We start from the raw sequence: 26,217 nt of genomic DNA on the forward strand, positions 1-26,217 counted from the left end.
GCTCCCGGCCCTTTAGCTCAGTTGGTTAGAGCGTGCGACTCATAATCGCCTGGTCGCTGGTTCAAGTCCAGCAAGGGCCACCAGACCGCCACTAGCTCATCGGGAAGAGCGGCAACTTAATGTTGTAGTACGAGGTTCGAGGCCCCGGTGGCGGACCAATGCCGACTTAGCTCAGTAGGTAGAGCAACTGACTTGTAATCAGTAGGTCACCAGTTCGATTCCGGTAGTCGGCACCATAATGCGGGCATCGTATAATGGCTATTACCTCAGCCTTCCAAGCTGATGATGCGGGTTCGATTCCCGCTGCCCGCTCCAGTTAAAGCTTTTCGGTCTGCGATGATGGGATACCCGGAGTGACTGAAAAGCGACCCAGTTTTGAATGGGCGCTGCTTTTCGCAAAATTGCTGTGTGAAAAAACTGACCTTTGGGTTCAGCGCTCATCCAAAAGCATCTCGTCGAAATCCAACTAACCGGGGTGGTTTGTTGGATGAGGTGCCTCAAATTCAAATAACCTCGCCATAGTGCGGGGTTTTTTAATTTCTACGTGGCGGAAATCGCTTTGAGTCTAAAAAAGTGCGGAGAACGACATCACTCCTCTCCGCAATAACAACTCCATCTCATGCCCGCTTGTCTTTCTTTTAACCACAAAGAGTTAAAGTCATGACTTAGTGCAAATAGTAATGATTTAAAACTATTTGAGAAGTTAATTATTTTTTGCGTAAGTTGGTTCTTCTTAAGGATTGTTTAATTTATTGCACTCCTCAGGAGAAGCAAGTTCCAGCAGGTTCAATCATCACAAGGCTGCCATTAGGCGGCCTTTTATATTTCTAGTAACAGCACCCGCACTTAGCGAGGTGAGAGACCATGAAAATGAATGATTCAGGGAACATCTTCACGCAGTTCTTTGCGTGGGTAGCAGCTCTGGCTTCTGCCATTGGATTTACCACTCAGGATCTGGTGTTCATGTTCTTTGGCGCTGCTGGTTTGCTTATCTCGCTTGCCTCCTACATCAACGGGCGTATAGATGCGCACCGCAGGCGTAAAGAGGATGAGAAGCGAACAAAAATGGTCAATGACTACCTGAAAGGCGTTGGTGACAAACCCCTTCACGAACGTCCCGCAGCTGCAAGCGTGGTCGTTGAGGCATTACAAAAGGAAGGTGACTGATGGGGACCAGAACAAAATTGAGTTCTGCTGTTCTGGGGCTGGTACTCGCTGGTGTGCCAGCATCCGTCATTCTCGATCAGTTTCTGAATGAGAAAGAGGGTAACAGCCTCACGGCGTACAAAGATGGCGGCGGTATCTGGACAATTTGCCGCGGCGCCACGAGCGTTGATGGTAAACCGGTTGTGCAGGGCATGAAATTGGCACAGGCCAAATGCGACCAGGTAAACACCATCGAACGGGATAAGGCGCTTGCGTGGGTTGATCGCAATATTAATGTGCCGCTTACCGAACCGCAGAAAGCCGGGATCGCATCTTTCTGCCCATACAACATCGGGCCGGGTAAATGCTTCCCATCCACGTTCTATAAGCGCATCAATGCTGGTGACCGGAAAGGGGCCTGTGAAGCTATCCGCTGGTGGATTAAAGACGGTGGCCGTGATTGCCGACTAACCAAAGGCCAGAAGAATGGCTGCTATGGGCAGGTCGAGCGGCGCGATCAAGAAAGTGCGCTGGCGTGCTGGGGACTGGACCAATGAAAATTAATCCAGGTCTTATCGGCGTTGTCGTTATTGCTGGCCTTTCTGTCGCTCTCGTTAAGAGTTGCTCAAACGCCAGTAGCCTTCAGAGCGATAACGAAGTTCTACGAAGTGACAACTCTTTGCAGGGGCAGGTGATCGCGACTCAGGCTTTCAACTTCAACCTGTTTAATCAGGTTGCAGAACATGCCAATAGGCTTAACTCCCTTATCGACACCAGCACCGAAGAAACCGTAATCGAATACCGGGAGATTCTCCGCCGTGAAAAAACCTGTGATCTGCCTATTCCTGCTGATGTCGCTGGTGGGCTGCTCAGCTACGCGAACAGTTTACGTGCCAGCGCAATGCACACCGATTCCGGGAACGCTGACGCAGCCGGTGATAGCACCACTACCCCCGGCACGCTGACGTATTGCCAGGCTGTTCTCTGGATCAAGCCGCTGCTGGCCGCTATCGAAAAAGCGAATAACCAGCTGGCTGGCGTTCGTGAAATTGAAAGTAGCAGAAAAGAGTCACACTTGGAGAATTTAGGCAGCTCATCGCATTGAAATTTAAAATTAGTCACCAATATAAGAAGTACCATGATAGGCATGGTTTATATGGAGATTGAACATGTTTGAAAATTACGCCTACGCTACAAAAGAAGAGCGCAACCGCGGTGAGATTGTTAAAGCAGCATTAGAAATTGTCAAAGCGTCAGTATCAGCTTCTTCAAGTTATACAGGAAGAGACAAGCTTGAAAAAGACATCAAGTTTGCTGTTGCAAATATTGAGTCACTGGCAGACGCTATTGAAAATGCTATGAAAGACAAGTGAGTTCAACCGCCTTCGGGCGGTTTTTTATTGCCATCATAATGGGTAGCCCCATCATAATGGCGTAAAATTCATCAGAGGTATTCTGTATGGCATCGCTAAAACAATCCCTAGATGCCAATGGACAATCAAAATATTACGTCCACTGGAAGGATGAAAAATCCGGTCATGGACGCCGCCGCATCTTTAAGAATATTGATGATGCCGCACATCTTTTCTGGCAAAAACAGAATATCGAGCTGGATTGTCGAACCGCCAGCTGGACCGGAATAGACCACTCATGGACTTTCCGAAAGTTAATTCTGTTTTATCTTGGCTATCAGGCGGGAAAGCTGGAAAAAAATATTATACGGCTATCGTCATATACGAAATGCCGTCACGATCTTCTCGCTGTAGACGGGCCGATACTGGATAAAAATATTCTCCATATCAGGCATCGCGATATCGTTGATTCGGTTCGCACCGGCTGCCATCGCTGGATTCGTTCGGCTTTCTTCCTGCTGGTGGAAAAGCGGCTCATCGCTTTTAACCCTGTTGACCGTCCCGCGCGCCGGAAGCGTCGACCCATCACCATACCGCCATCATCATCGGTCAGAGAGCTACTGAATAACGCGCCAGTTCGTGAGCGTATCGCGTGCTGGCTCGGGATTTGTGGCCTGCGCATCGGTGAGGCTCTGGCGGTTACTTATAACGACGTGTCAGTCGACTGGATCGACATCCGGGGGCATGTTGTTGATGGCGTTATACACGAGGGGCTGAAAAGAGGAGTGGAGCGCCGGGTACGGATGCCGCGTGAGCTTTTCGCGTTGCTGGATAAAAGTAAGCTCGGTACTTCTGAGCCTCTCATCTGCAACCAGTTTACCGGAGCATGCCTCGCTACCAGCTACGGCACTCAGGGGGGTCTCGTCAGAACCCTGAACGACTATGGCATTAAGCGATTCCATCATCTTCGCCACTTTGCTGTATCTCGCCTGGCAAACAAAGGCGTCGATATTCTGAAGGTTTCCCGACTTATTGGGCATTCGAACATCAAAACCACAATGGACGTTTACGGTCACCTGTTCGGTGAAGTGGTGGAGATGGATTTGGACTGAGTTATCCACATAGTGGAAATATTAGGGCGATCCACTATCTCCCCATTCTGCGCGGCCTCCGGGCATCAAATCGCAGTTTTCCCGAAAAAAAGGATATGCCGCATTTTTACCCCCTCTGATATGCCGCACTTGGCACCAGAGAGGACGCGGCCTGCACGCCAGAATTTACCGCGTGATACGCCGCACCCGGATCGGAGAAATTGGATTTTGAACAAAAAATAATCACATTGACTTAGGCGGAAGTATGGCTCCTAAAAAAAGCTTCAGAAAAGCCTACGTCGGTATCGTTATGGACATGGCATTAGCCCGTAGCAAAATCAGCAATCGGATGGTTGCTCAGCGCTTAGGTGTGGACGAGACGACGATCCGTCGCTGGCGTAAAGAGAATATCGAGTTTGAGCGCGCTTTCACTGAGGCTCGCGAAGCTCTCAGAGAGAAAATAAACCGCGTCGCCGGTAAGAGCCTGGACGTTCGCAAACGGAAGGTTGTCACCACATCGCCGGATGGTGTGAAAACCACGATCGAAGATGTGCTGCCCACGCACAACGATATTGCTGTTTTCTCAAAAGTGCTCGGTCTTGGTACCAGCGTCTATAGCGAGGAAGAACGTCAGCGTGATGTGCTTCGCGAGGTGATGAAACACAAGGTGGCCGGGAAATACTCCGCGCTGGAGGCGGCGCAGCTGCTTGAGGCTGAGGGGGTAAAAGTTCCGGCAACCCTGCTTATGGAGCTGGGAGCACCGAAAATTTTCGAACCGTTCAACAATATGGACGAGGCAGCCAAAGCCGACGCGGCGAACCTGACCCCGCAGGAAGCAGCCGATATCTACAAAAAATACCTGGGCTGAAAATTGCAAAAACAGGCGTTTCGAACCGTAAAAACGCTATGCACTTTTTGACCCGTTTTATGCACGTTTTATTCATCCCGATTTGACCACTTTTCTGTTCAAAACAGAGGCTTCACGCCGTTTGCGTGATGGGTGCTGTTGCGCCAGTGCGGGTAACGACCATTATGTTAAATCGGGGCGTTTTTGAGGAATTTTTCTGTGCCGATCCCATTCCCCTTTGACTTCCGCAAACCGGACTATACCGCCGTGTATGAGTGGAGAATGGAGAGGCTGGAGCGGATCAGGAAGGCACCTGAAATGCTTCCGGCGCTCCGTGAGTTTTACCGCAATAACCCGGCCCAGTTCATCATCGACTGGGGCATGACGACGGACCCGCGTAACCTCGATTTTGGGCTTCCCGTGTCCATACCATTCTTGCTGTTTCCGAAACAGGAAGAGTGGATAAACTGGATTATGGAACGCCGCAAGGGGCTAGAGAACGGACTAACAGAAAAAAGCCGCGAAATGGGGCTGAGCTGGACCTCTATCGGTCTGGCCTGTTCGCTTTGCCTGTTCAACAAAGAAATGGTGATCGGGTTCGGTTCCCGTAAAGAGGAATATGTCGACAGTACCGGCAGCCCAAAAGCGCTGTTTTGGAAAGCGCGTAAATTCGTTGAAATGCTGCCCGTCGAATTCCGGGGAGGCTGGAATTATAAGAAACATGCACCATACATGCGGGTGGAGTTTCCGGAGAGCGGCTCAGTAATTACTGGGGAAGCAGGCGACAATATCGGACGTGGTGACCGTACCACGCTTTATTTCGTGGATGAGTCGGCATTCCTTAAGCGACCGATGCTGATAGAGGCTTCTCTTTCTCAAACAACACGCTGCCGTATCGATCTTTCATCGGTAAACGGTATGGCAAACCCTTTTGCCCAGAAACGGCACAGCGGGAAAATCCCTGTGTTTACATTCCACTGGCGCAGTGACCCACGTAAAGACGATGAGTGGTACCGCAAGGAATGCGACAAAATCGATAACCCGGTTGTTGTGGCACAGGAATTAGACCTGAACTACAGCGCGTCAGCTGAAGGTGTGCTGATCCCCTCAGAATGGGTACAGGCTGCCGTCGATGCACATATCACATTGGGAATCCTGCCAACCGGCAAACGCCTGGGCGCAATGGATGTCGCCGACGAAGGGCGGGATAAAAACTCATTTTCCACCCGACACGGTTTCCTGCTTGAGAATGTACGGGAGTGGTCCGGTGTTGGCAGTGATATTTACCAGTCTGTTGAGAAGGTTTTCGGTTTCTGCGAAGAAGATCGCCTCGAAGAGTTTCGCTTTGACGAGGATGGGTTGGGCGCTGGCGTTCGCGGTGATGCCAGAGCCATCAATGAGCTACGTAAAGCTGAGCAGCGTTCAATCATGCTTGCTACCCCTTTCCGTGGCAGTGGCGGTGTGTTTGACCCTGAGGACGAAGCCGTGCGCGGCGACAACGGACAGAATGCGCGGCTTAATAAGGATTTCTTCGCCAACGCGAAAGCACAGAGCTGGTGGCATCTTCGCAAACTGTTCAGAAACACATACCGTGCAGTGGTTGAGAAGATGCCCTACGACCCTGACGAAATCATTTCCATCAGCAGCGCGATGGAAAGTAAAGACAAACTCATCATCGAGCTTTCACAACCGACTTATTCCATTAATGGCGTAGGGAAAATATCAGTTAATAAGCAACCTGATGGCACTAAGTCGCCTAACCTGGCTGACTCCGTGATGATTAACTACGCGCCGATGGATTCCTCTCTCGATATCTGGTCTAAGCTCGGAGCATAAAAGCTATGGCGAAAAAAACAGGAAGAGTCGCCACTGCCGACTCTTACGATAACTTTGTCGCGCGAGTTGGCATGCAGCAGCCAAATCAGCATGCAGCGTCAACTTATCGAGCCAATTACACCAGCCGCAATCGTCTGCTGTTGGAATGGGCTTATCGTTCTTCGTGGATCATCGGCGCAGCTGTTGATGCAAAACCCGACGATATGACAAAAAAAGGTGCCAGAATAACCAGTGAAATTGACCCAAAACGGCGGGGGATTCTGGAGGCCCGATTTGAAGAGCTAAAACTCTGGGAGCGGCTGAACCTGATCCTGAAATGGTCCAGGCTGTATGGTGGTGCCGTTGGGCTAATCCTCATTGAGGGACAGGCACCCCTGACGCCGCTGGTACTGGATAAAGTGGGAAAAGGCAGCTTTAAAGGCCTCGCTGTTCTCGATCGTTGGATGATTAATCCTAATCTCGGACGACGCATCAAGAAACTCGGGCCTGAGCTTGGTAAACCCGAAACTTACGAAATCGTTACTTCTGCGCAGGGTATTCCCCCCTGGACAGTGAACTATAGCCGGTTGATTCGAATGGATGGAATTACCCTCCCGTATCAGCAGGCGCTCACGGAAAATGAGTGGGGGATGTCTGTTGTTGAGAGAGTCTTTGACCGCCTGACATCGTATGACAGCACGAGCGTTGGTGCTGCGCAGCTGGCTTACAAAGCACATTTGCGAACAGCAAAAATCAAGAAGCTTCGCGAAATCATCGCGATGGGTGGAAAGCCATTAGAAGCACTAATAAAACAGATGGATATGGTTCGTGAGTTCCAGACAAATGAGGGAATGTCTCTTTTTGATTCAGAAGATACTTTTGAGACACATTCCTATACTTTTGCTGGATTATCAGACCTTCTGAGTGAATTTAAGGAAGATATTGCCGGTGCCGTAGGCATTCCCCTTGTTCGGTTATTTCGCCAATCGCCGAAAGGTTTTTCAACGGGTGATGCTGATCTGGCGAATTACTACGACGATATCGGTGCTCTTCAGGAAAACGTCTTAAGAGCGCCTGTCAGGCTCCTTTATGATGTCCTCCATCGTTCTGAATTTGGCGAACCATTGCCAGCCGATTTTGCATTCGAATTTAATCCCCTCTGGCAGATGTCAGATGTTGATCGTTCAACCGTTGCAACCAACACCACTAACGCGCTGGCTACTGCTGTGCGTGAACTTGGAATGCCTCCTGCAGCCGCACTTACCGACCTCAGGGAAACGGCGCGCGTGACGGGTATTGGTGCATCAATCACTGACGAGGACATTAACAATGCGAAGTCCCAGTGGGAGGAGGATGAATCTGAAACCATCCCTCCGCCGACGATCGGAAATCCAGTACCGCAAAAGCCTGTTGGCGATAGCAAACCAGATAGGTCAGATCGTAGATGGTACGTACGATGGTTCACAGGGGAGCGCTGACAGTATTTCGAAAACGCTGGTGGACTATTCCGAAGTAATCAGTGATTGGGCAGAGCAGGTCGGGCGAAGGATGTTTGCCCAGGTCGAGCGGGAGGAATGGAATCAGTGGAAATCGGTATCAGAGGAAATCGGCGCTGGCCTGCGTGATGTGGTGGGTAATACCCCCGTCGGGCTGGTGGCGCAGGATATCGTGTACCGCCAGATTCAGCTGATGAAGTCCCTGCCGCTGGAAGCAGCTGATCGCGTGATGGACATACAACAGCGCGCAATGCAGGCGGTTATCACTGGCGAACGTCCGGACGAGCTCTACGAGATGATCATGGCCTCCGGTGACGTGGCCGCCAGCAGGGCGCAGCTGATTGCCCGTACAGAGATTGGAAGAGCTACCGGCGCGCTGACGCAGGCCAGAGCCCTTTCGGTTGGCTCAGAGGGCTACTGGTGGCGTATTCATGGTGCTGGCACCCGCCCGTCACATCGGAAAATGAAAGATAAATTTGTCCGCTGGGATAACCCTCCAACGCTGGATGGTATGACCGGGCACGCCGGATGTTTACCGAACTGCGAATGCTGGCCTGAGGTACAGATTCCTGCTCCGAGAAAATGAAAAATACGGCTTTGGGCATTCATTTCATGCGAACTGCAATACCCGTGAAATGTTATGAAAATGTTGTATTCGAAAAGGCCGATTTTCAGCCCAGTTAACCGCTACTTTTACGGCTTTAAGGGGACATTTTAATCGAGTCCTTTTTCGTCAGTGCGGGTAAGAACCCTTATGTTAAATAGACCGTTATTTCGAACATTTTTCCCATCTCACAAGGTCGCCATTGAGCGGCTTTTTTGTTGCCCGTAATCAAGCAGGTAACCCATGAAATATTTCTTTAAAACCCGCCTTGGGAACTCCCGTTTTCAATTGGCCGATGGTTCGATTCTTTTCAAAGACGTACCTATCGGGCGAACCGGAGAACAGGTTTATGGCGCGCAAGAGCTGCCTGAATTAACCCCTGACAGCGACGGGCTGATTGTTGTCCGCCGAACGCCTGAAGAGGTATTTAGTGAACGCACTATCGCGTCGTTCGAGGGGATGAACGTCACTATAGGCCACCCGAAAGACTTCGGCGGCAACATCATTTTTGTCACGCCGGAAAACTGGCGCAGGCTGGCAAACGGTCACATTCAGAATGTCAGACGCGGAGAGGGGGCAAACTCTGATCTGCTGCTGGCTGATGTCATCGTCAAGACGCCGGAAGCTATTCAGGCAGTTGAAGACGGAGACGATGAGGTTAGTTGCGGCTATGACGCCGACTACCGTCAAATCTCGCCGGGTGTCGCAGAGCAGTATGCGATCACCGGTAATCACCTGGCCTTAGTCCCTAACGGGCGGGCTGGTTCACGTTGTGCACTGGGAGACGCTATGCCGAGCACTACTAAAAACTGGTTTACCCGGCTTTTAAAGGCCCGTAAAACCAACGACGCCGCCGAAATGGCGAACTTGATCGATAACCCACCAGAAAATATGACTGGTGATAACGACGATGTAACGTCATCCATGACCCCTGGGGGGGTGGTTATCAACCTCTCACCTCAAAACCCGATGCCTGCGCCAACGCTGCCTGTCACGACTGATGCGCAAGAAGATATCCCTGCGTGGGGTAAAGCGCTCATTGAGGCCGTGGCAAAACTCACCCCATCCAATCCAGCGACGGTTGATGAAGATGAAGACGAAAAAGGTGAGGAGGAGGGGGCAGTTACTGGCGATGCTGCTTATCGTGCAGATCTGATTCAGCCAGGCATCCAACTCCCGACGAAGGCGAAACCAACTGCGTTTAAACGTCAGGTTCTGGCTTCTGCCGATCAGGCGCTGGTTCGTTCCATCGTTGGCGATGCGGATGTCACCGGCCTGAAAAAAGCCACCGTAGATATGGCGTTTAACGCCGTGTCTGAGCTGGCTAAAAACCGCAATACCGCAGCGCAGACTGTCGACAGTTTCCGCACGATGACCACCAACACCACAAAATCTATCGCGGAAATCAATAAAGCCGCGAAAGAACTCTGGGCTAAACGAGGCTAAAACATGGCTAACACCATTCTTTACCGGATGCCTGCGGGCATTGCCGGGGGTATTTCACGCCCACAGGATTTAACCGTAGAACCGCATATTCTCGATGCAACTAAACCGTTCCCGGCGTATGGGCTGGGCGGGAAGATTGTCGGGGGTAAGTTTGTTCCCATCGAGGCAGCCGACCCGGTGACAGTAATGGCGGGGATTTTTGTTCGCCCTTATCCGACGGCTTCGCAGCCCGACAAGATTCGCCAGATTGGCACCGGCTACAACTTTGCCGGCGACAACCTGAAACGCGGTTATGTCACGGTCAATATCGGTGGTGACGCCTCTGCTGTTGCTCTCTATGCCCCGGTATTTATGCGCGTCGGTACTCCGACCGCAGCAAGCCCGCTGGGCGCTTTCCTCGCGGCTGCGGACGATACAAACACCGTTCAGATCACCAACGCCTATTTCAATGGTCCCGGCGACGCCGACGGCAACATTGAACTGGCATATAACATTTAAGGGAGCATGACAAATGCCAATGACCTTTGATCAGGCAACAGTCGACAGCACTGGTGCTTTTCTGGTTCACGAGCTGGAGCGACTCGACCAGACGCTGAACCTGCCGCTGACCTCCCAGACGTGGAGCCGCGATATCGAACTGCGTGAAGATGTTTCTATCGCGGATGAGATGAGCTCTTTCACCAACACCACGTTTGCGGCCGCTGGCTCTCCGAATGCAAACGGTAAGAACTGGATCAACCAGTTAGCTACTGCCATCTCCGGGCTGAATGTCGATATCACAAAAACAGGCTTTCCTCTGGAACTGTGGGGGATGGAGCTGGGCTGGACCGTGGTTGAACTCGCCGCCGCCGCTCAGGTTGGCCGTCCGATTGACACCCAGAAGTACGATGGCATGCAGCTCAAATGGAACATGGACACGGATGAGCAGGTGTATATCGGAGACGCTGCAAAAGGTGCAAAGGGGCTTTTGAACCTGTCTCAGGTAACCCCAACGAACGCGGCGAAAACTTGGGCGACTTCTACCCCTGACGAAATCCGCGCCAGTATTAACCAGGTACTGAGCAATGCGTGGACCCGTTCCGCATATTCAAAAGTCCCGGAAGACTTGCTGATCCCGCCAGACCAATATTCTTTCCTGGCAAGCACTATCGTTTCATCTGCAGGTAATCAGTCACTGCTGACCTATCTGGAAACCAACACAATTGCTTTCCACCAGAACGGCAAGCCGCTGAACATCCGCCCTGTGAAATGGGCCATCGGCCGTGGCGTTGCAAACAAAGATCGTATGGTCGCATACACGAACGATAAAAAGTTTGTGCGCTTCCCTATGGTTCCCCTGCAGAGCGTGCCGATCCAGTATCGCGGCATCTACCAGCTCGTAACCTACTACGGAAAGCTGGGTGCTGTTGAACCGGTCTATCCGGAAACCCTTAACTACATGGACGGCATTTAAGCCAGTAGCCCCCGGAAGCGGGGGCTTTCCTGAGGAACTGCTATGAAAAAAATCTATGTGCTGTCTGCGTTTAACTTTAACGATGGAGCCAGCATCAAGGCTTTTACCCCCGGGTTTCATGACGTTGAAAATGACGTTGCTGATCACTGGTTTGTGAAAGCGCATTGCTCGCCAGATGGCGAAGCCCCTGCGCTGGCAGATGATCCGCGTATTGCTGATCTGGAAGCGCTGGTGGCAGAGCAGGCAACCCGCATTGCTGAGCTTGAGGAGCAACTTGCAGAGGCTAAAGCCAATGGCAAAAAACCAAAGCCTGCCGACGCCTGAGAAATTCCGCTCTGACTTCCCGCAGTTCGCTGATGAAACCAAATTTCCCACCACGATGATACAGGCCCGTCTCGCTCTGGCAGATGTTTTGATGAGCGAGTCCCGGTTTGGGGAGGATATTTTCCCCTATGTCGTTGAATTGTTCGTGGCGCATTACATGACACTTTATGCCGCTGACATGCGCTCGTCGTCTGTAGGGGGCGCTGGTGGTGCGAATAGTGGTGTTCAGACTTCAAAGTCAGTGGATAAGGTTTCTGTCAGCTATGACGCAAGTGTGACGCTTAATCCTGATGCCGGGTTCTGGAATAACACTCGCTACGGTTCCGAATTCTGGGAATACCTCATGATATTCGGTGCGGGAGCGATACAACTGGGAACACCATAATGAAAAGTGGGTTAACTGTTCGCGCTGATAACGCCGTGGCTGTTCTGGAATCCCTCCGGCAGCTATCCGGAATGGATGTGCTGGTGGGAATACCTGAGGACAAGGCAGGGCGTGAGGATGGCTCTCCGATTAATAACGCGGAACTGGGCTACCTCCACTCGACGGGCGCAACGGTGGAAATCGACGGTACAACGGTCACGCTTCCCCCACGTCCTTTTCTGGATATGGGGATCGAGGATTCAAAACCCCGAACCACTGCGCACCTGAAGGCAGCGGCAACCGCCGCGCTGGAGGGGCAGACTGAAACAGCAGTGCGTGAGCTGGAGAGCGTCGGACAGATTGCCCGCGACGCTGCAAAAGCCGTTATCGGAGCTGGCGACCGATTGCACCCGCTTTCTGAGAAAACCCTCGAACGCAGAAGGGCCGAGGGCATTCCCGGCGAAAAGCCGCTGTATGCCCACGGTTACCTGCTGCGCTCAATTAACTACGTCGTGAGGAAAAAATAATGCCTCTTCTCGATGTGAGCGATGTTCTTCTCGATCCTGACTTCATGGACACCAGTCTGGTGTGTCACCGGCAGGTTCAGACGGTGGATGAGGACAATTTCACGAAAAACACAGCTCAGGATATCCCGTTCTCTGGCGTGGTAACGGTTGACCGTTCTCTGGAAGCCAGGCGAATGGCGGCAGGCCAGAACATCAGCGGCGCGATCCTCATCGTGACGCAGTTCCGATTAACTCAGGGCCAGCCCGGTACAGACAGCGCCCCGCGACTTGATGCCGATATCGTGAGCTATAACGGACGTGCTTACAGGGTGACATTTGTCGATCCGTATACCAGTTACGGCGCCGGATTCGTCCAGGCGCATTGTGAGCTGGTGGACTTTAACGGAGGGACACCAGTTGAGTAACGACAGCACCGCGCGCGGTTATCTGACGCCTGTCGGGGATAGCCCCCAGTATGACGAGGCGCTGGAGCGTGAAATCAGCCGGTGGATTCGTGGCGTTTCTGGCTTGCCGGCCGCGCTTGTTTTCCCCCGATGGACTGACCCGCAGCCGCAGATCCCAAACAACGGGGTGACGTGGTGCGCCTTCGGTATCACTACCGTTCCCCAGCCGTTAAGCCAGTCCGATGTTCAGGTTTCGGAAGAACAGTCCGAGCAATGGACATGGGAACAGGTAACGGTGATTTGCTGCTTCTATGGCCCTCTGGGGGCCAACACTGCATCAACTTTCCGCGCGGGAATATTCGTCGAGCAAAACAACTCCGAGCTGAATCGCTCGGGGCTTTCGCTGGTGGAGGCCGGGACTATCTACAACCTGCCAGAGCTCATTAATAACCAGTGGGTGAGGCGCTACGACCTCACCATCACGCTGTCCCGCAAAAACATTCGTACCTACAACGTCCGGACGCTGCAAGATGCGCCCGTCTCATTTTTCGGAGACTAAATTATGCCGCAGGGATTACCTGTATCTAACGTCGTGAATGTCGACGTGATCATTGGGCCGCGTGCGGCTACTGGTCGAAACTTTGGTTCACTGCTCATTCTCGGGAGCTCAACGGTTATCCCGGTTTCTGAGCGTATTCGCCTCTACTCATCCCCTGAAGATATCGGCTCTGATTTCGGCGTGGATAGCCCGGAATATGAAGCCGCGACCGTGTATTTCTCGCAATCACCGAAGCCTCAGCAGGTCTATGTCGGCCGCTGGGCGAAAACGCTGGCATCGGCTGAAAGCGGTTCGACGGAAACGCTGCTGCAGGCCGTGAACGCCGTACTGAATTACACGAACTGGTATGGACTGGCCGTGGCTGACGATGAAGATATCGACGATGCCGACTGGCTGAGCGTGGCCGCTGCGATCGAGGCCTCCAGTCTCAGCCGAATTCTGGCGATTACCACTGCAGAGCCTGAGACGGTAAACGCGACCTCCACTACCGACCTGGCTTATAAGCTGAAGGTGGCAAAATACGCTCGCACGTTTGTGCAGTATGCCACCAGCAGCAAGTACGCCGCGCTTTCTGCGTTTGGCCGGGCGTTTACGGTGAATTTCAACGGCAGTAACACGACCATTACCCTGAAATTCAAGCAGGAGCCGGGGATCACCTATGAAACCCTGACCACCAATCAGGCGGCGGCGCTGGATGCCAAAAACTGCAACGTATTTGTGTACTACCAGAACGATACGGCCATCCTGCAGCAGGGCGTCATGTCCAGCGGTGATTTCTTCGATGAACGCCACGGGCTCGACTGGCTGCAGAACTACGCTCAGACCAACCTGTACAACCTGCTCTACACCAGCACAACCAAAGTCCCACAGACCGATGCTGGCGTTACGCGTCTGCTTTCCAATGTTGAGCAGTCGATGGATCAGTCAGTCACGAACGGGCTGGTGGCTGCTGGCGTATGGAACGGTGGCCCGATTGGGCAGCTGGATTCCGGCGACACGCTGACAAAAGGCTATTACGTCTACGCGCAGCCGATTTCAGAGCAGGCGCAGGCAGACCGTGAAGCACGTAAGGCACCGGTTATTCAGGTGGCCTGTAAGCTGGCGGGCGCGGTTCATTTCGCTGATGTGCAGATCAACGTCGTTCGCTAAGGAGAACATGAATGACTACTTATTCTTTTATGGACGTCACGGCGTCCCTCTCCGGCCCGACCGGCGAGATTGATCTGGGCTACGGTTCTGCCAGTTCAGAGGAGGGGATCACCGTTGCAATGGGCGGCCCCAAAAATACCATGACCATCGGCGCTGACGGCGAAGTGATGCACAGCCTGCACGCGGATAAAAGCGGCACGGTAACCGTCAACCTGCTGAAGACCTCGCCGACAAACAAAAAGCTGTCGCTGGCGTACAACGCGCAGAGTCAGTCCTCAGGAACCTGGGGAAACAACGTCATTGTGATCCGAAACAAGGTGAGCGGAGACATCATCACGGCGCGCAGCGTGGCGTTCCAGAAACAGCCGGATAACGCCAACGCTAAAGCCGGTAATACGATGCCCTGGGTGTTTGACTGCGGCAAAATCGACCAGGTTCTCGGAGAGTTTTAACAGATGGAATGCTCAATCAAAGGCCACGATTACCGCGTGGCAAAACTCAGCGTTTTTGACCAGCTGAAAGTGACCCGCAAACTGCTGCCGGTGCTGGCGGGCATGATGTCAGATTTCGGGAGCATTCGCTCCCTTCTGCCTGCTGATGGCAAAATCGACACCGTGAAATTCGATCAGCTGAAACCGGTGTTTGAAACCCTGCTCCCGCGCATCGCTGAGGAACTGTCTTCCCTGACCGAAGAAGACACCAACGCGATTATTCATCCGTGCCTGGCCGTGGTATCACGCAAGCACATGGACGGATGGACGCCGGTATTCAACAGCGGTCAGCTGATGTTCGATGATATCGACCTGCTGACCATGCTGCAGCTGGTGGCGCGGGTGGTCGCCGATTCACTGGGAAATTTTTTGCCCGTGAGCCCTACCAGCGCGACGCCGGGCCAGCCTCAGGGTTAACCCTCAACAGCCTGCCTGACGGGCTGTCTTATCTCCTTGACCCGGTTGAAGCCGGGTTAATCCCTTATTACGCGCTGAAGGATGGATCAGTTGATCTGTGCGATATCGCGCTGATGAATGACCACCTGGCCGTTAAGGCAGACAACCAGCGCCGTATTGAGAAATGGAGAGAGGATAATGAACGCTGAGACTATTAAAGATTTCCTCGTCTCGCTCGGATTCGATATCGATGAAGCAGGCGCGTCAAAGTTCGACTCTGTTCTCGCTGGTACGACCGCAAACGCCATCAAAATGGGGCTGGCCGTCGAAGGTGCCGCGCTTACCGTGGTTGCCTTCACGGCTAAGATCGCCTCGGGGCTGGATAATCTCTACTGGGCGTCACAGCGCACCGGCGCGACGGTTCAGGGGATTCAGTCTATTGGCTATGCGGTTTCGCAGGTGGGCGGCAGCGTGGACGCGGCGCGCTCTTCTCTGGAAAGCCTCTCCCGGTTTGTTCGTAACAATCCCGGCGCGGAAGGCTTCCTGAATCGCCTGGGCGTACAGACCCGTGACGCTAGCGGCAACATGCGCGACATGGCCGCTATCTTTACGGGTGTCGGCCAGAAGCTCAGCAGCATGCCGTATTACCGGGCTAACCAGTATGCGCAGATGCTGGGTATTGACGAAAATACCCTCATGGCGATGCGCCGGGGTGTGGGCGGTTTCTCCGGGCAGTACAGCGCAATGGCGAAAGCTATCGGCTTCAATGCTGACGAGGCGGCCAGAAGCTCCAACAAATTCATGACCTCCCTGCGCGAGTTCGGTGCGATGGCAGGCATGGCCCGTGACAAAATCGGCTCTAATCTTGCTGGTGGTCTGGCGGGTTCGCTGGACACGCTGCGCCGCCACATCCTCGATAACTTCCCGCGCATCGAGCAGACCCTGACGAAAGCCATAAAAGGCATTCTGGCGCTCGGAGACATCATCGGGCGGCTGTTCTTCAGGCTAATTGAGGGAACATCCAGCCTTATCACCTGGTGGCAATCGCTGGATAAGCAAACGCGGGAGCTGATCTCGTTGTTCGGCGCGCTGACGATTGCGCTGCGCATTCTGAACAGTACGTTCTGGATGTCGCCGATTGGCCTCATTACCGCGCTGGCGGCGGGGATTGCCCTTCTGTGGGAGGACTATCAGACCTGGAAGGAAGGCGGGGACAGCCTGATTGACTGGGGCAAGTGGAAGCCGGAAGTCGACGCCGCGCTGAAAATGGTTCGTGACCTTAAAACGACCGTTAACGACCTGGCGAAAGCGCTGGCGAAGCTGCTCAATATTGACCCCAAATCATGGTCCCTGAAGTGGGATTTCAGCAACTTCATCGACCAGATGGGCGAGTTCAGCAAAATGCTGAACATGATCGCCGACCTGCTCAGCGCCATTAAAGATGGCCGCTGGGCTGATGCCGCCAGCATCGGCAAACAGATGCTCAATCAGGGCAGCGAAAATCCGTCAGCGATGCCGATGGTTACTGACAGCGCTAACAGTGTGGCGGAATGGATAAAGGATAAAACCGGTTGGGATCCGCGCAGTGTAGGACAGACCATAAGGAGCATTGGAGAGGATGAACCAGAGCAGCATGCGCAGGCCGCAAAGCGAGGTGAACGGAACAATAACCCCGGAAACCTTAATTTTGCAGGTCAGGCGGGTGCTGAGCTTGAGCGCCCCGGCGGCAGGTTTGCCCGATTCGAAACCGCCTTTGATGGTTTGCGCGCTCTTTCGCGCCAGCTCGTGCTGTATGCCGGGAGAGGGATAAACAGCGTGGAGAAAATTATCTCCACCTGGGCGCCCGCCTCCGACAATAACAACACAGCAGCCTATATACAGGCGGTTTCCCAACGTCTGGGAGTAAATCCGCAGGCCGCTTTAAATATTAACGACCCACAAACGATGTCGGCATTAATGAGCAGCATTATTCACCATGAGAATGGGCGAAACATCTATTCGAAGGAGTTAATCGGGAAGGCTGCCATCGCGGGAATTGGCGGGGCGAACGTGAACCAGCAAAACACCTACCACATCTACGGTGGTGGTGACCCGCGTTCTGTCGGTACCGAGGTCGAGCGTCGGCAGCAGTCGGCAAACGCCCAGGTCATGCGTGGTAATCAAACGAAGGTGGGCTAATGGATATTCTCTCTACGCTCTTTCAGCAGCAGAGCCGGAAAATAGGGATGATTGTCCCCAGCGTGGTTGTTTCTGAGAAGCATACCGACACGCTGGAGATAACAGAGCACCCTGTCGAGGTCGGGGCCGCCATCGCCGACCATGCCTACAAAAAACCGTCTGAAGTGGTGATGGAGGTCGGTTTCGCTGGTGGCGGATCGTTGCTGGATTTTGCCAGTAACCTGACGGCTACCAGCCTGCTCGGGCTGAGTCCTCAGCAGACGTATCAGGAGATACTCGACCTGCAGGCGAGCCGTATTCCTTTCGATGTGGTGACCGGCAAACGGCTGTACAGCAACATGCTGATCCGCGCGCTGGAAGTGACGACAGACAAGACAACCGAAAACGTCCTGTCTGCCGTCCTCACCCTGAGGGAGGTTCTTATCTCGCAGACGCAGCAGATCACCGTTGCGGATAAAACTAACATGAAGGACGGGGCCAGCACGTCGGCGGTACTGAACACCGGCAACAAAACCACAAAGCCGCCAAATACCTCGCTGCTGAAAAGCATCACGGGTAACGGGGCATCATTACTGGGGCTCGGCTAATGGCAATTCAGGAAATCCCGCTGACAGCGGATAACCAGCAATTCAGCATCATCCTGGCGGGGACCACTTGGCGGATTAGCATCATATGGCGCGATCTGTACTGGATTATGGACCTGCAGAACGACAGAGGTGAGCCGGTAATCTCCGGTATTCCTCTCGTCACCGGCGCTGACCTGCTGGCGCAGTACGCCTATATGGGACTCGGCTTTAAGCTGGTGGTGGTCTGTGACGACATCACACAGGATTATCCGACGAAAACCGACCTGGGCGGCCGCAGTCATTTACTGGTATCAACGGAGTAAGCATGTCACAGAACTGGATGAGACATTTCGAGCTGCAGCTCGTGAACGAGAACGGGCAGGGTATTGAGCTCAGCGATTTTAAAGTGACCTTTACGATCGACTGGTTCAACATCAGCAGCGCGTCACGGGTTGGAACGTTCAAAATCTACAACCTGTCAGCTGATACGGTGAACCGCATCACCGGGCAGGAGTTTTCGAAAGTGCGGCTGATTGCTGGTTACGACGGTATCGCGCCGGATGTATCGGCAAGCGACATCGGGACCGTGCGCGAAGTCGACGCGGCGGACGTGGGCCAAAGCGATGGCCGTAACTACGGGCTGATTTTCAGCGGCGATATTCGCTACTCTGTCACCGGTAAAGACAGCCCTATTGATTCCTATGTCCTGATTCAGGCAGCCGATACGGATCTGGCGTTTGCCACCAGCATAACCTCGCAGACGCTGGCAGCAGGTTACACGGTTGCAGACGTGAACCGCGCGCTGATGAAAGACTTCGAGGCCAAAGGCGCGACCGAAGGCCTGACGCCTGAAATGCCTGCTACCGTATTCCCCCGGGGCCGGGTGCTGTTCGGCATGACACGGCATCTTATGGATAACGTGGCCGGGCAATGTGGCGCAACATGGCAGTTCGTGGACGGCCAGCGGCAGATGGTGGCGAATAACGAGTATGTTCACGACGCGATTGTGCTCAACAGCGCCACCGGGCTTATCGGCATGCCGCAGCAGACCATCGGCAACGGCGTAAACGTCCGCGCGCTGATTAACCCGAACATCCGGGTTAACGGGCTTATTCAGTTGGATCAGGCTTCCGTGTATCGCACCGCGCTGTCGAATAACGATATCGCTATGGCTGGTGGGCAGATCACCGACCAGAACACGGACGGAAATATTACGCTCAGCGGCACCACGGCGCAGCCTGCCAGCATCGCAACGGATGGCGTTTATATTGTGCGCGGGATTATGTACACTGGCGATACAAGGGGCCAGGCGTGGTACATGGATATGATGTGCGAAGCGCGTGGCGCGGCGGATCTCCGTTCGGCGTCGTCTTTACAGCGGGAGGTAGGATAGTGAAAAAGTGGATTGTTATCGGACTCTGTTTCCTTCCGGGGTTAGCGTTTGCCGCAAATCCTGGCAGCATCACGCTTCAGTGTGGTGGTTATAAACTAGAGTTGATCCCTGATTCACTGTTCAGGATTAATGGTGAGACAGTTACCTCCCAGAAAATTAAAACGCTGGGCAACGGAAACGGAATGAAGGCAGACATGGGCCTCATGCCAGCCAAAGACGGTAACAATTACGGTTTTGAGTTTATTCGTCGACCGGGTACCGAAACGCGTTTCCTGAACGTCCAGCTGCTTCATAACAGCATGGACGCGCCGAAAATCATCGGATCTTTCCCGTGTAAGAAAGTGCTACGCTAAAGTTTGACGTCAATCTTCCGATATGTGTTTTAAGGTTGACGAGATATTGTTCAAAGTCCACAATCACAGTCCCTTTAGTAAGAGAAAGAATCCATGGCGGCAGGTATCCCATTAGAAAAAGCGAAAGAATATGTTGAACAATTCAACGCGCTTCTACTGGATCAGGAAGGTTTAGATCCCTTCACTGAAAAGAAAATTCGAGAGGAGCTTTCTGCTTCTCCGACGCCTGTTACCAACATTGCACTATCTTATCTGGATGCGATAACTGGAAAGATTGACAGCGCATTACGTTATCTCAGAGTCAGCTTAGACGTAAACGATGTCTCTCTGGCTATGCACTATCATCACATTCTTCTTAACACCTTTAGCTATAATGAACTAAAGGAAGTGTGTGTTCCTCTGGCGAACAAGTATCGCACAAAGATCTTTAGCCATAACGCGTACAGTTGGGCGTATCGTTACGGAGAGCGTGAACAGTTAGATTTTTACATGGAACAGCACATCAAACTTCTTTCCGAAGAAGAAGGCAGGAGTAATGCTATGAAGCACAAAGAAGAACTCCTTGCAGAAATGGATAACTTCTATAACGCTACGCAATGTTCGAAGGAACAGTTCCAGACACTGGCATCCATAATCTGGGGTTTGATGAGCGATTATAAAGCCATGGCTGGTTTTGTTCAGCTCAGTGGAAGTGGTTGCTATGTTGTTGATATCAAGAATCTCGAACCTAAAGCTATTGCTAAGATGAACTTCGATCTGGCTGATAGAGTGTGTGCTGAATCTAAACTGGATGATTGTTCCATGTTAGCGAGATTCACCTCTCCGCGTCAGTTGCATACGGGAGTGAGCTATCATGCCGGTAACTAGCAATCAGATTCTCGATACCGCCAGGTTATGTCTTTCGGAAAATATTGAGAGTGGGTTTCGAAGCGCTATCTCAAGGGCTTATTACAGTATGTTGCATGAGTCTATTAGCTCACTTACTGCCATACCGCATTTTACCCATGAGCATCACAAAAATACTGTGGGTTATATGTCAACGCCCTCTGAGTGCAAATCAGAGCCATATCCGACAAATACGCTGAAATCCCTGGCTTTCGTACTTCGGCAGTGGCGGGATGCCAGAAATGAAGCGGATTATGACCTGACTAATGTGACTGTTTCGAAAGAAATGGGACAGGATGCAATCGAGGCTGCTGAGCTTTATTTTGAGCGCTGGGAACAATTGAAGTCTGCTAAGGCTTCATAGGTAAAATCAATTCTATCAAACCCGCCACCCGGCGGGTTTTTTGCTTTCTGGAGCCTACCAAATGGCAGTATCTGACCAGACCCGCAGCGGCGACCTTGCCGAAACATTCAAATCCGAGCGGGAAACCACAAAGAACCAGATCCGCGTCGCTTTGCCTGGCATCGTCCAGTCATTCGATCCTGACGCGGTGACGGCGGTTGTGCAGCCTGCTATCCGCTCGGTTGAAACTGATAACGACGGGAACCGCATTACCAAAAATTACCCGCTGCTGGTGGATGTGCCGGTGGTATTTCCGCGCGGCGGGGGATGCACGCTAACGTTTCCGGTTAAAGCCGGTGATGAATGCCTGGTGATTTTTGCCGATCGCTGCATCGATTTCTGGTGGCAGAACGGCGGGGTGCAGGAGCCTGTTGACGACCGGGTGCATGATTTATCGGATGCTTTCTGTATCGTCGGGCCGCAGTCTCAGGCGCAGAAAATAAGCGGAATCAGCACGGGGGCCGCTCAGCTGCGCAGCGACGACGGAAGCACGTTCTTTGAGCTCAACCCCACTACGCAGAAAATTAAAATCGTAGCGCCTGGCGGTCTGGATGTAGTTACCCCGCAGGCCGACTTCTCGGCGAAAGTTACCATTCACGGGCTCCTGTCCTGGTTGGGTGGAATGGTGGGTTCTGTTGCTTCTGGTGTTGCATCCAAAATCACCGGCGCCGTCGAGTTTATCGGTACCGTTAAAGCTAACGGCAAGTCAATTGATGATACGCACACGCACGGCGGGGTTCAGCGAGGCGGAAGCAACACAGACGGGGTGAACTGATGCGATACAGACGCGAAGACGCCGACGGTGATTACACCTTTGGTAGCGGCGATGATACCTGGCTGATTAACTCACCTGAGGCCGTGGCGCAGGCCGTGAAAACGCGATTCGAATTATGGTACGGGCAATGGTTCCTCGACACCACCGAGGGGACACCATGGATTCAGTCCGTACTCGGTAAGCAGAAGCCGGAAACCTACAACCTGGCGATCCGTAAGCGCATCCTCGAAACGCGTGGCGTTAAATCCATCCTCTCTTTCAATACGACAGTGAACACGACGACGCGCCGCGTCCAGTTCTTCGCTGAAATCGACACCATCTACGGAACAACGACAGTAACCAGCGAGGCATAAATGGCCCTCAATTTGGACACACTAGGCTTATCGGCAACGGTAACCGCTGAGGGGATCAGTGCGCCTGATTATTTTAATATCTATGAATCAATACGTTAACGTTCAATAAAGCGCGGTGTGGCTGGGTTTAGTCCCTGCTTATGGTGTTTGAATCCATTCGATTACTTTCGTCTATCTGGGGTTCAATTCGCCATAAGTGGGACTACGAAAGAAACCACAGCGGAAGCAGTGATAGGAGCTGATGATGCTTGTTAAACCACTCACCAATGCAGAAGTTAAGAACGCGAAGCCACAGCTTAAAGATTACAGTCTTCATGATGGGTTTGGACTTCTTCTGTACGTTACTAAGTCAGGCGGTAAATCGTGGCGATTCCGCTATGCGCACCCCATAACCGGGAAAAGGCAGACATTCACTATTGGCCGATATCCAGAATTTAGTCTCGCAGAAGCGAGGGAGGCGAGAGAAGAAGCCAGAAGGAAAGTTGCCCGAGGGATAGATCCAAACGAGGTTAAAAAAGAAGAACTCAGCGACAGACGGAAAAAACATGCGCAGCAGTTTTCTGTTATCGCTGATAACTGGCTGAAAATAAAAATCACGGAGGGCATCCGCAGCAATACAATTCGAGGCTACGAGGGGGCTTTAAAAACGCTGAATAGTGTTCTTGGTGACGAGCCGGTACATAAAATGAATGCCGCCTCAACAATTCAGGCAATGAGAGAGTTTGCCGATCGTCCCGCCTCTGTGGAAAAGATGATAGTTGTGCTCAATTCGGTAATGGATTATGCGGTAAACACCGGAGTCATTGACCATAATTGCCTGCTAAAAATCGGCAAGGCTTTCCCAGCCAAAAGAAGCGTACCAATGCCCGTGATGGATAAAGGCAGATTGCCTGTGTTCCTTTCTGAATGGCTGGGGCTGAGTATGTGGGAGCCGATAAGGCTGTGTGTCTACTTCCAGCTTTTAACGATGGTAAGGCCATCTGAGGCTCGCCTGGCTGTTTGGGACGAAATTGATTTAGACAGTGCTGTCTGGAAAATTCCGGCTGAAAGAATGAAGGGGAAAAGGCCACACGCTGTACCGCTGTCCGCGCAAGCAATAGCAGTTTTACGCAATGCTGAAAAATGGCGTCGCGGGGCGTTTATTTTTCCTTCCGGCAAAAAGGGAGATAAGCCGATTGGAAAATGTACCGGGCAGATCGCTATTCATAAAACATCGCTAAGCGGAGAGGTAGTTACTCACGGGCTTAGGTCGCTTGCATCAACTGTGCTGAATGAAGAAGGGTTTAACCCTGATGTTATTGAGGCGGCACTTGCTCACAGAAGCAGGAACGCGATCCGCAATATCTACAATCGTACTGATTACTTTGAACAGCGGCGTATGCTCATGCAGTGGTGGGGGGATTATGTCGATAGCGCAGAGCGCGGAGAACTGCTTGAGACAAAGGGCGATAAAGGATTAAGGCTGATTGGTTAGTCCTCAAAACTCGACGTTTATTGCTGGCTATATGCCAGATTTTTTATTCCATTCAAACGCCGAAATGTATCTTTTTTATTCATATTTGTTATAATTGATTCATATATATACGGAGGTTTTTATGTCTGAATCGAATAGTGAAATACTACTTAAAGGCGAGGTTAAAGCGCGACTTCGCTACCGTTCTGATTCTGCGTTCTATGATTTCCTCAAAGATGAGGGAAACGGTTTTCCGATGCCTTTTAAAGTGGGAGGCCGTAACTGCTGGTATCGTGACGAGGTTGAAGCGTGGATCGGGAAACAAAGTGAAAAGCGCGGGATCTGTACCGCATGAAAGCGGAGCAAATAGACGGGGCTTGTTACCGAAAGGGGCAAGCCTTTTTTATTGTCTGTTGCCAGCAACGGTAACTTACGCCAGCCAGAGAAAGGCATTTCGTCGGGCGGCGGTGGAATGTTTGCAGAAAAATGAACAAAGGTATTCATAGTGTTCATGATTTGAATATAGGTATTAAAAATCAGATAGATAGACTATGAACACCTTTATCTAAGGTATTCATAGGGTATTCATAGTGTTCATAAAGCGTGGATCTTTCCCCGGAAAAATTCGCCGGATGTTATAAAGCGCTTGCGTCATCATGGCGGGCATGGTTATGATTATTTCGCACCTCATAAAACGGGTGCCGGGTTTGACAGCCTGAACGTTCAAGCGGGTAGCCGCTAATTTCCGTATAGCGGTATTTTTACGCCCGTATTTCACCTATACCCCGATTTATGGCGGGGCGTGGTGGGGAGGCTTACGCCTGCTGGTTTCTTGAACGCCAGTCTGTCAACCCTGCTACGTCTCGCCACCCATGTTTGACAGCATCTGGCGAGACTCCTGAAAAATGTTCAAGGAGCCGCTAAAATGGCTAAATCAACCTGCCCCAAATATACCTGGCTGTTTCTGGCCACACCGAAAAAACACGACTGCACACCAATCGTATTGCGCACAATGGCTGATACCGAAGAAGAAGCCCGCGATACTTTCCCATGCTGGAATCTGACTTTTGCCGCAAAAATCCGCACTGAAAGCAGCCTGCGTGATTCTGGCTGTGGATCTTATGGCCTGAACCTCCTGACTCCTGCAATGCTGGAGGTGCACAATGTTTAATCTCCAGACACTGACAGCCAAAGCCCGCGAATTGCGCGGCAACGTGGTTAAAGCAGTTAGCACTAAGGGCAGTCGCACAATGACGCCAGTCTATGACCGCGACGAACAGCGTAAGCTGCGCGAGCGCATACAGCAGACGCAACCGGATTGGCTGCTTCTCTGGTGGGACATTGCGACCGTAACCGGCTGGCGTACCAGTGACGTTTGCAACCTGCGCTATTCCTGCATCAATTGGGAAACGGGACAGGCGACAATTATCGTTTCCAAACAGACCAAAGCCGCCGAAGCGCGGGCAACCCGCAAAGGCATTGAAATCGTGCGCCAGCAGCGCAAGGACGCAGCAAGGCTTGCCGCTGACCATATCGCCTACATGAAATGGGACAGCATCAACTGTGACGCGCTGGCAGCGGATATGACCGACGAAGAACAGGCGATAGTATTCGGGCTGGTGGCTAAAGCTGACGTTAAGCACGACACCAAACAGTTACCGCCGGGCATCATCAAGCGGCTGCGCGAACGTCAGGATCGGAATCTGGTAGAGGACGACCTGATATTTTCCCGCTCTCAAATCGAAAGTAACCGTTGTCAACGTCTGGAAGGTAGCGTGACCCGCCAGACCATATGGCGAAAACTCCATGATGTGATGGCGTGGTTTACCCGCGTTATCAACGCCAAACTGCGTCTGAGCGCTTATTCAAGCCGTAAGATTGCAGCCTTTAACCTCATGTCAGCCGGCGGCGAACAAGGCTTGCTGGTGGCCTCTGAAATGCTGGGGCATAGCAACCCGGCAATAACCCGTACATACCTGCAGCTAGGCAGTAAAGCGGCTGCGATCCAGTCCCGCTTGGCAATGGAGGTATGCAATGCGTAAAACCTTCCAGATTGACGGCTACGCTGTTAACAAACGTGGTCTTACCGTTGGCATTCACTACACCATGACCAGCACCAGCCCTGAGACAGCGAAAGCTACAGCGCAATTACTGGCACAGAAAGGCGGCTATAAACACATCCGAATTAACTTTATCCGGGAGGTGCGCCATGCGTGAGCCAATCAGCTTAGACCAGGCCGAATATAAATCAGCGCTGGCTGCTTCACTCTTCGAAACCATTCTGGAAAAAGCCTGTGCTGAGTGTTCGGAAACCCTGCTGAACCATATCTCACTGGCATGTGACCTTAATCAGGAAATTCACCGGGCATTAATCGCCGAGCTGCGCATGGGAGAGACAAAATGAGACAGGTTCCT

Annotated in this window: 36 protein-coding genes, 3 tRNA genes and 1 pseudogene; all 40 read left to right on the forward strand. The window is 52.3% G+C overall.

Annotated features, from left to right (window positions below; all coding sequences use genetic code 11):
- The first annotated feature begins 6 nt into the window (after nt 1-6).
- The 40 genes and pseudogenes from ACHHZ6_RS11195 (at nt 7) to ACHHZ6_RS11390 (ending at nt 26,206) form a co-directional block, all read left to right on the forward strand.
- Nucleotides 7-83 (forward strand) — tRNA-Ile (locus ACHHZ6_RS11195).
- 77 nt (nt 84-160) lie between these two features.
- Nucleotides 161-236 (forward strand) — tRNA-Thr (locus ACHHZ6_RS11200).
- A gap of 4 nt (nt 237-240) precedes the next feature.
- A tRNA-Gly gene (locus ACHHZ6_RS11205) sits at nt 241-315 on the forward strand.
- 549 nt (nt 316-864) lie between these two features.
- Nucleotides 865-1,167 (forward strand): hypothetical protein, encoded by a 303-nt coding sequence (locus ACHHZ6_RS11210; RefSeq protein ID WP_395122229.1) that lies wholly within the window; start codon nt 865-867, stop codon nt 1,165-1,167.
- Entirely contained in the window at nt 1,167-1,703 is a 537-nt protein-coding gene (locus ACHHZ6_RS11215; protein WP_395122230.1) for a lysozyme, read from the forward strand. The genes ACHHZ6_RS11210 and ACHHZ6_RS11215 overlap by 1 nt, the downstream gene beginning before the upstream one ends.
- On the forward strand, nt 1,700-2,251 hold the full coding sequence (locus ACHHZ6_RS11220) for a hypothetical protein (protein WP_395122231.1): 552 nt from the start codon (nt 1,700-1,702) through the stop codon (nt 2,249-2,251). Before ACHHZ6_RS11215 ends, ACHHZ6_RS11220 begins: the two co-directional genes overlap by 4 nt.
- Nucleotides 2,252-2,315: 64 nt before the next feature.
- Nucleotides 2,316-2,519, forward strand: a complete 204-nt coding sequence (locus ACHHZ6_RS11225; RefSeq protein ID WP_023325713.1) for a hypothetical protein — start codon at nt 2,316-2,318, stop codon at nt 2,517-2,519.
- Between the two features lie 86 nt (nt 2,520-2,605).
- On the forward strand, nt 2,606-3,610 hold the full coding sequence (locus ACHHZ6_RS11230; RefSeq protein ID WP_395122232.1) for a tyrosine-type recombinase/integrase: 1,005 nt from the start codon (nt 2,606-2,608) through the stop codon (nt 3,608-3,610).
- A 244-nt stretch (nt 3,611-3,854) separates the two neighbouring features.
- Complete coding sequence (locus ACHHZ6_RS11235; RefSeq protein ID WP_032625746.1) at nt 3,855-4,457, forward strand: hypothetical protein; 603 nt, start codon at nt 3,855-3,857, stop codon at nt 4,455-4,457.
- Nucleotides 4,458-4,655: 198 nt separating this feature from the next.
- The gene (locus tag ACHHZ6_RS11240; protein ID WP_395122233.1) at nt 4,656-6,272 is read left to right on the forward strand and encodes a TerL protein; all 1,617 of its coding nucleotides are present in this window, start codon (nt 4,656-4,658) and stop codon (nt 6,270-6,272) included.
- A gap of 5 nt (nt 6,273-6,277) precedes the next feature.
- Nucleotides 6,278-7,729, forward strand: coding sequence for a DUF1073 domain-containing protein (locus ACHHZ6_RS11245; RefSeq protein ID WP_395122234.1), 1,452 nt, complete (start codon nt 6,278-6,280; stop codon nt 7,727-7,729).
- 70 nt (nt 7,730-7,799) lie between these two features.
- Complete coding sequence (locus ACHHZ6_RS11250) at nt 7,800-8,333, forward strand: phage minor head protein (protein ID WP_228861693.1); 534 nt, start codon at nt 7,800-7,802, stop codon at nt 8,331-8,333.
- A gap of 261 nt (nt 8,334-8,594) precedes the next feature.
- Nucleotides 8,595-9,797, forward strand: a complete 1,203-nt coding sequence (locus ACHHZ6_RS11255) for a DUF2213 domain-containing protein (protein ID WP_284961540.1) — start codon at nt 8,595-8,597, stop codon at nt 9,795-9,797.
- A 3-nt stretch (nt 9,798-9,800) separates the two neighbouring features.
- Nucleotides 9,801-10,295: a hypothetical protein gene (locus tag ACHHZ6_RS11260; RefSeq protein WP_395122235.1), complete on the forward strand. Its 495-nt coding sequence runs from the start codon at nt 9,801-9,803 to the stop codon at nt 10,293-10,295.
- 13 nt (nt 10,296-10,308) lie between these two features.
- Nucleotides 10,309-11,250 (forward strand): DUF2184 domain-containing protein, encoded by a 942-nt coding sequence (locus ACHHZ6_RS11265; RefSeq protein WP_058690847.1) that lies wholly within the window; start codon nt 10,309-10,311, stop codon nt 11,248-11,250.
- Nucleotides 11,251-11,292: 42 nt separating this feature from the next.
- On the forward strand, nt 11,293-11,574 hold the full coding sequence (locus ACHHZ6_RS11270) for a hypothetical protein (RefSeq protein ID WP_284961543.1): 282 nt from the start codon (nt 11,293-11,295) through the stop codon (nt 11,572-11,574).
- On the forward strand, nt 11,543-11,959 hold the full coding sequence (locus ACHHZ6_RS11275; RefSeq protein ID WP_199557759.1) for a DUF4054 domain-containing protein: 417 nt from the start codon (nt 11,543-11,545) through the stop codon (nt 11,957-11,959). Before ACHHZ6_RS11270 ends, ACHHZ6_RS11275 begins: the two co-directional genes overlap by 32 nt.
- Nucleotides 11,959-12,465: a hypothetical protein gene (locus ACHHZ6_RS11280; RefSeq protein WP_395122236.1), complete on the forward strand. Its 507-nt coding sequence runs from the start codon at nt 11,959-11,961 to the stop codon at nt 12,463-12,465. The genes ACHHZ6_RS11275 and ACHHZ6_RS11280 overlap by 1 nt, the downstream gene beginning before the upstream one ends.
- Nucleotides 12,465-12,869, forward strand: a complete 405-nt coding sequence (locus ACHHZ6_RS11285; RefSeq protein ID WP_032625723.1) for a hypothetical protein — start codon at nt 12,465-12,467, stop codon at nt 12,867-12,869. The genes ACHHZ6_RS11280 and ACHHZ6_RS11285 overlap by 1 nt, the downstream gene beginning before the upstream one ends.
- On the forward strand, nt 12,862-13,407 hold the full coding sequence (locus tag ACHHZ6_RS11290) for a hypothetical protein (RefSeq protein ID WP_395122254.1): 546 nt from the start codon (nt 12,862-12,864) through the stop codon (nt 13,405-13,407). The genes ACHHZ6_RS11285 and ACHHZ6_RS11290 overlap by 8 nt, the downstream gene beginning before the upstream one ends.
- A 3-nt stretch (nt 13,408-13,410) precedes the next feature.
- Complete coding sequence (locus ACHHZ6_RS11295; protein ID WP_395122237.1) at nt 13,411-14,556, forward strand: DUF3383 family protein; 1,146 nt, start codon at nt 13,411-13,413, stop codon at nt 14,554-14,556.
- Nucleotides 14,557-14,567: 11 nt separating this feature from the next.
- The gene (locus ACHHZ6_RS11300) at nt 14,568-15,008 is read left to right on the forward strand and encodes a DUF3277 family protein (RefSeq protein WP_114675971.1); all 441 of its coding nucleotides are present in this window, start codon (nt 14,568-14,570) and stop codon (nt 15,006-15,008) included.
- Between the two features lie 3 nt (nt 15,009-15,011).
- Complete coding sequence (locus ACHHZ6_RS11305) at nt 15,012-15,464, forward strand: phage tail assembly chaperone (protein WP_016247451.1); 453 nt, start codon at nt 15,012-15,014, stop codon at nt 15,462-15,464.
- 11 nt (nt 15,465-15,475) lie between these two features.
- On the forward strand, nt 15,476-15,652 hold the full coding sequence (locus ACHHZ6_RS11310) for a DUF6889 family protein (RefSeq protein ID WP_094935782.1): 177 nt from the start codon (nt 15,476-15,478) through the stop codon (nt 15,650-15,652).
- A complete protein-coding gene (locus tag ACHHZ6_RS11315; protein ID WP_395122238.1) occupies nt 15,642-17,621 on the forward strand; it encodes a lytic transglycosylase in 1,980 nt (659 codons plus the stop codon). Before ACHHZ6_RS11310 ends, ACHHZ6_RS11315 begins: the two co-directional genes overlap by 11 nt.
- Nucleotides 17,621-18,208 carry a phage baseplate protein gene (locus ACHHZ6_RS11320; protein WP_047748152.1) on the forward strand — a complete coding sequence of 196 codons (588 nt, stop codon included), beginning with the start codon at nt 17,621-17,623 and terminating at the stop codon, nt 18,206-18,208. Before ACHHZ6_RS11315 ends, ACHHZ6_RS11320 begins: the two co-directional genes overlap by 1 nt.
- Nucleotides 18,208-18,510 carry a phage baseplate plug protein gene (locus ACHHZ6_RS11325; protein ID WP_228861712.1) on the forward strand — a complete coding sequence of 101 codons (303 nt, stop codon included), beginning with the start codon at nt 18,208-18,210 and terminating at the stop codon, nt 18,508-18,510. Before ACHHZ6_RS11320 ends, ACHHZ6_RS11325 begins: the two co-directional genes overlap by 1 nt.
- Nucleotides 18,511-18,512: 2 nt before the next feature.
- A complete protein-coding gene (locus tag ACHHZ6_RS11330) occupies nt 18,513-19,580 on the forward strand; it encodes a hypothetical protein (protein WP_395122239.1) in 1,068 nt (355 codons plus the stop codon).
- The gene (locus ACHHZ6_RS11335; protein WP_395122240.1) at nt 19,580-19,933 is read left to right on the forward strand and encodes a hypothetical protein; all 354 of its coding nucleotides are present in this window, start codon (nt 19,580-19,582) and stop codon (nt 19,931-19,933) included. The genes ACHHZ6_RS11330 and ACHHZ6_RS11335 overlap by 1 nt, the downstream gene beginning before the upstream one ends.
- Nucleotides 19,934-20,026: 93 nt before the next feature.
- A complete protein-coding gene (locus ACHHZ6_RS11340) occupies nt 20,027-20,800 on the forward strand; it encodes a hypothetical protein (RefSeq protein ID WP_063418408.1) in 774 nt (257 codons plus the stop codon).
- Entirely contained in the window at nt 20,787-21,182 is a 396-nt protein-coding gene (locus tag ACHHZ6_RS11345) for a hypothetical protein (RefSeq protein WP_063418407.1), read from the forward strand. The genes ACHHZ6_RS11340 and ACHHZ6_RS11345 overlap by 14 nt, the downstream gene beginning before the upstream one ends.
- 61 nt (nt 21,183-21,243) lie before the next feature.
- Nucleotides 21,244-21,996 carry a Gp138 family membrane-puncturing spike protein gene (locus ACHHZ6_RS11350; protein ID WP_063162525.1) on the forward strand — a complete coding sequence of 251 codons (753 nt, stop codon included), beginning with the start codon at nt 21,244-21,246 and terminating at the stop codon, nt 21,994-21,996.
- Nucleotides 21,996-22,349 (forward strand): hypothetical protein, encoded by a 354-nt coding sequence (locus ACHHZ6_RS11355; RefSeq protein ID WP_023325694.1) that lies wholly within the window; start codon nt 21,996-21,998, stop codon nt 22,347-22,349. Before ACHHZ6_RS11350 ends, ACHHZ6_RS11355 begins: the two co-directional genes overlap by 1 nt.
- Nucleotides 22,350-22,442: pseudogene (locus ACHHZ6_RS11360) on the forward strand (hypothetical protein); the annotation flags it as partial. It abuts the gene before it with no gap.
- Nucleotides 22,443-22,590: 148 nt separating this feature from the next.
- A complete protein-coding gene (locus ACHHZ6_RS11365; RefSeq protein ID WP_082190869.1) occupies nt 22,591-23,823 on the forward strand; it encodes an integrase arm-type DNA-binding domain-containing protein in 1,233 nt (410 codons plus the stop codon).
- A 121-nt stretch (nt 23,824-23,944) separates the two neighbouring features.
- Nucleotides 23,945-24,157 (forward strand): AlpA family transcriptional regulator, encoded by a 213-nt coding sequence (locus ACHHZ6_RS11370; RefSeq protein WP_003826341.1) that lies wholly within the window; start codon nt 23,945-23,947, stop codon nt 24,155-24,157.
- Between the two features lie 570 nt (nt 24,158-24,727).
- Nucleotides 24,728-24,973 (forward strand): host cell division inhibitor Icd-like protein, encoded by a 246-nt coding sequence (locus tag ACHHZ6_RS11375; RefSeq protein WP_151571662.1) that lies wholly within the window; start codon nt 24,728-24,730, stop codon nt 24,971-24,973.
- Entirely contained in the window at nt 24,966-25,844 is an 879-nt protein-coding gene (locus ACHHZ6_RS11380) for a tyrosine-type recombinase/integrase (RefSeq protein ID WP_063157400.1), read from the forward strand. Before ACHHZ6_RS11375 ends, ACHHZ6_RS11380 begins: the two co-directional genes overlap by 8 nt.
- A complete protein-coding gene (locus ACHHZ6_RS11385; protein WP_395122241.1) occupies nt 25,837-26,019 on the forward strand; it encodes a hypothetical protein in 183 nt (60 codons plus the stop codon). The genes ACHHZ6_RS11380 and ACHHZ6_RS11385 overlap by 8 nt, the downstream gene beginning before the upstream one ends.
- Nucleotides 26,012-26,206 carry a hypothetical protein gene (locus ACHHZ6_RS11390; RefSeq protein ID WP_003826349.1) on the forward strand — a complete coding sequence of 65 codons (195 nt, stop codon included), beginning with the start codon at nt 26,012-26,014 and terminating at the stop codon, nt 26,204-26,206. Before ACHHZ6_RS11385 ends, ACHHZ6_RS11390 begins: the two co-directional genes overlap by 8 nt.
- Nucleotides 26,207-26,217: the final 11 nt, after the last annotated feature.

Origin of the sequence: Enterobacter cloacae complex sp. 2024EL-00214, assembly GCF_043945575.1 — a bacterium.
Taxonomy (GTDB): domain Bacteria; phylum Pseudomonadota; class Gammaproteobacteria; order Enterobacterales; family Enterobacteriaceae; genus Enterobacter; species Enterobacter cloacae_P.

Coding starts and splice junctions, on each gene's coding strand:
- ACHHZ6_RS11220 (WP_395122231.1), top strand. CDS start 1,700: ATGAAAATTAATCCAGGTCTTATCGGCGTTGTCGTTATTGCTGGCCTT.
- ACHHZ6_RS11215 (WP_395122230.1), top strand. CDS start 1,167: ATGGGGACCAGAACAAAATTGAGTTCTGCTGTTCTGGGGCTGGTACTC.
- ACHHZ6_RS11280 (WP_395122236.1), top strand. CDS start 11,959: ATGAAAAGTGGGTTAACTGTTCGCGCTGATAACGCCGTGGCTGTTCTG.
- ACHHZ6_RS11285 (WP_032625723.1), top strand. CDS start 12,465: ATGCCTCTTCTCGATGTGAGCGATGTTCTTCTCGATCCTGACTTCATG.
- ACHHZ6_RS11390 (WP_003826349.1), top strand. CDS start 26,012: ATGCGTGAGCCAATCAGCTTAGACCAGGCCGAATATAAATCAGCGCTG.
- ACHHZ6_RS11330 (WP_395122239.1), top strand. CDS start 18,513: ATGTCACAGAACTGGATGAGACATTTCGAGCTGCAGCTCGTGAACGAG.
- ACHHZ6_RS11345 (WP_063418407.1), top strand. CDS start 20,787: ATGCCGGTAACTAGCAATCAGATTCTCGATACCGCCAGGTTATGTCTT.
- ACHHZ6_RS11370 (WP_003826341.1), top strand. CDS start 23,945: ATGTCTGAATCGAATAGTGAAATACTACTTAAAGGCGAGGTTAAAGCG.
- ACHHZ6_RS11235 (WP_032625746.1), top strand. CDS start 3,855: ATGGCTCCTAAAAAAAGCTTCAGAAAAGCCTACGTCGGTATCGTTATG.
- ACHHZ6_RS11260 (WP_395122235.1), top strand. CDS start 9,801: ATGGCTAACACCATTCTTTACCGGATGCCTGCGGGCATTGCCGGGGGT.
- ACHHZ6_RS11350 (WP_063162525.1), top strand. CDS start 21,244: ATGGCAGTATCTGACCAGACCCGCAGCGGCGACCTTGCCGAAACATTC.
- ACHHZ6_RS11375 (WP_151571662.1), top strand. CDS start 24,728: ATGGCTAAATCAACCTGCCCCAAATATACCTGGCTGTTTCTGGCCACA.
- ACHHZ6_RS11385 (WP_395122241.1), top strand. CDS start 25,837: ATGCGTAAAACCTTCCAGATTGACGGCTACGCTGTTAACAAACGTGGT.
- ACHHZ6_RS11340 (WP_063418408.1), top strand. CDS start 20,027: ATGGCGGCAGGTATCCCATTAGAAAAAGCGAAAGAATATGTTGAACAA.
- ACHHZ6_RS11305 (WP_016247451.1), top strand. CDS start 15,012: ATGGAATGCTCAATCAAAGGCCACGATTACCGCGTGGCAAAACTCAGC.
- ACHHZ6_RS11355 (WP_023325694.1), top strand. CDS start 21,996: ATGCGATACAGACGCGAAGACGCCGACGGTGATTACACCTTTGGTAGC.
- ACHHZ6_RS11365 (WP_082190869.1), top strand. CDS start 22,591: ATGATGCTTGTTAAACCACTCACCAATGCAGAAGTTAAGAACGCGAAG.
- ACHHZ6_RS11255 (WP_284961540.1), top strand. CDS start 8,595: ATGAAATATTTCTTTAAAACCCGCCTTGGGAACTCCCGTTTTCAATTG.
- ACHHZ6_RS11325 (WP_228861712.1), top strand. CDS start 18,208: ATGGCAATTCAGGAAATCCCGCTGACAGCGGATAACCAGCAATTCAGC.
- ACHHZ6_RS11295 (WP_395122237.1), top strand. CDS start 13,411: ATGCCGCAGGGATTACCTGTATCTAACGTCGTGAATGTCGACGTGATC.
- ACHHZ6_RS11315 (WP_395122238.1), top strand. CDS start 15,642: ATGAACGCTGAGACTATTAAAGATTTCCTCGTCTCGCTCGGATTCGAT.
- ACHHZ6_RS11210 (WP_395122229.1), top strand. CDS start 865: ATGAAAATGAATGATTCAGGGAACATCTTCACGCAGTTCTTTGCGTGG.
- ACHHZ6_RS11245 (WP_395122234.1), top strand. CDS start 6,278: ATGGCGAAAAAAACAGGAAGAGTCGCCACTGCCGACTCTTACGATAAC.
- ACHHZ6_RS11275 (WP_199557759.1), top strand. CDS start 11,543: ATGGCAAAAAACCAAAGCCTGCCGACGCCTGAGAAATTCCGCTCTGAC.
- ACHHZ6_RS11320 (WP_047748152.1), top strand. CDS start 17,621: ATGGATATTCTCTCTACGCTCTTTCAGCAGCAGAGCCGGAAAATAGGG.
- ACHHZ6_RS11250 (WP_228861693.1), top strand. CDS start 7,800: ATGTTTGCCCAGGTCGAGCGGGAGGAATGGAATCAGTGGAAATCGGTA.
- ACHHZ6_RS11225 (WP_023325713.1), top strand. CDS start 2,316: ATGTTTGAAAATTACGCCTACGCTACAAAAGAAGAGCGCAACCGCGGT.
- ACHHZ6_RS11230 (WP_395122232.1), top strand. CDS start 2,606: ATGGCATCGCTAAAACAATCCCTAGATGCCAATGGACAATCAAAATAT.
- ACHHZ6_RS11300 (WP_114675971.1), top strand. CDS start 14,568: ATGACTACTTATTCTTTTATGGACGTCACGGCGTCCCTCTCCGGCCCG.
- ACHHZ6_RS11265 (WP_058690847.1), top strand. CDS start 10,309: ATGCCAATGACCTTTGATCAGGCAACAGTCGACAGCACTGGTGCTTTT.
- ACHHZ6_RS11380 (WP_063157400.1), top strand. CDS start 24,966: ATGTTTAATCTCCAGACACTGACAGCCAAAGCCCGCGAATTGCGCGGC.
- ACHHZ6_RS11270 (WP_284961543.1), top strand. CDS start 11,293: ATGAAAAAAATCTATGTGCTGTCTGCGTTTAACTTTAACGATGGAGCC.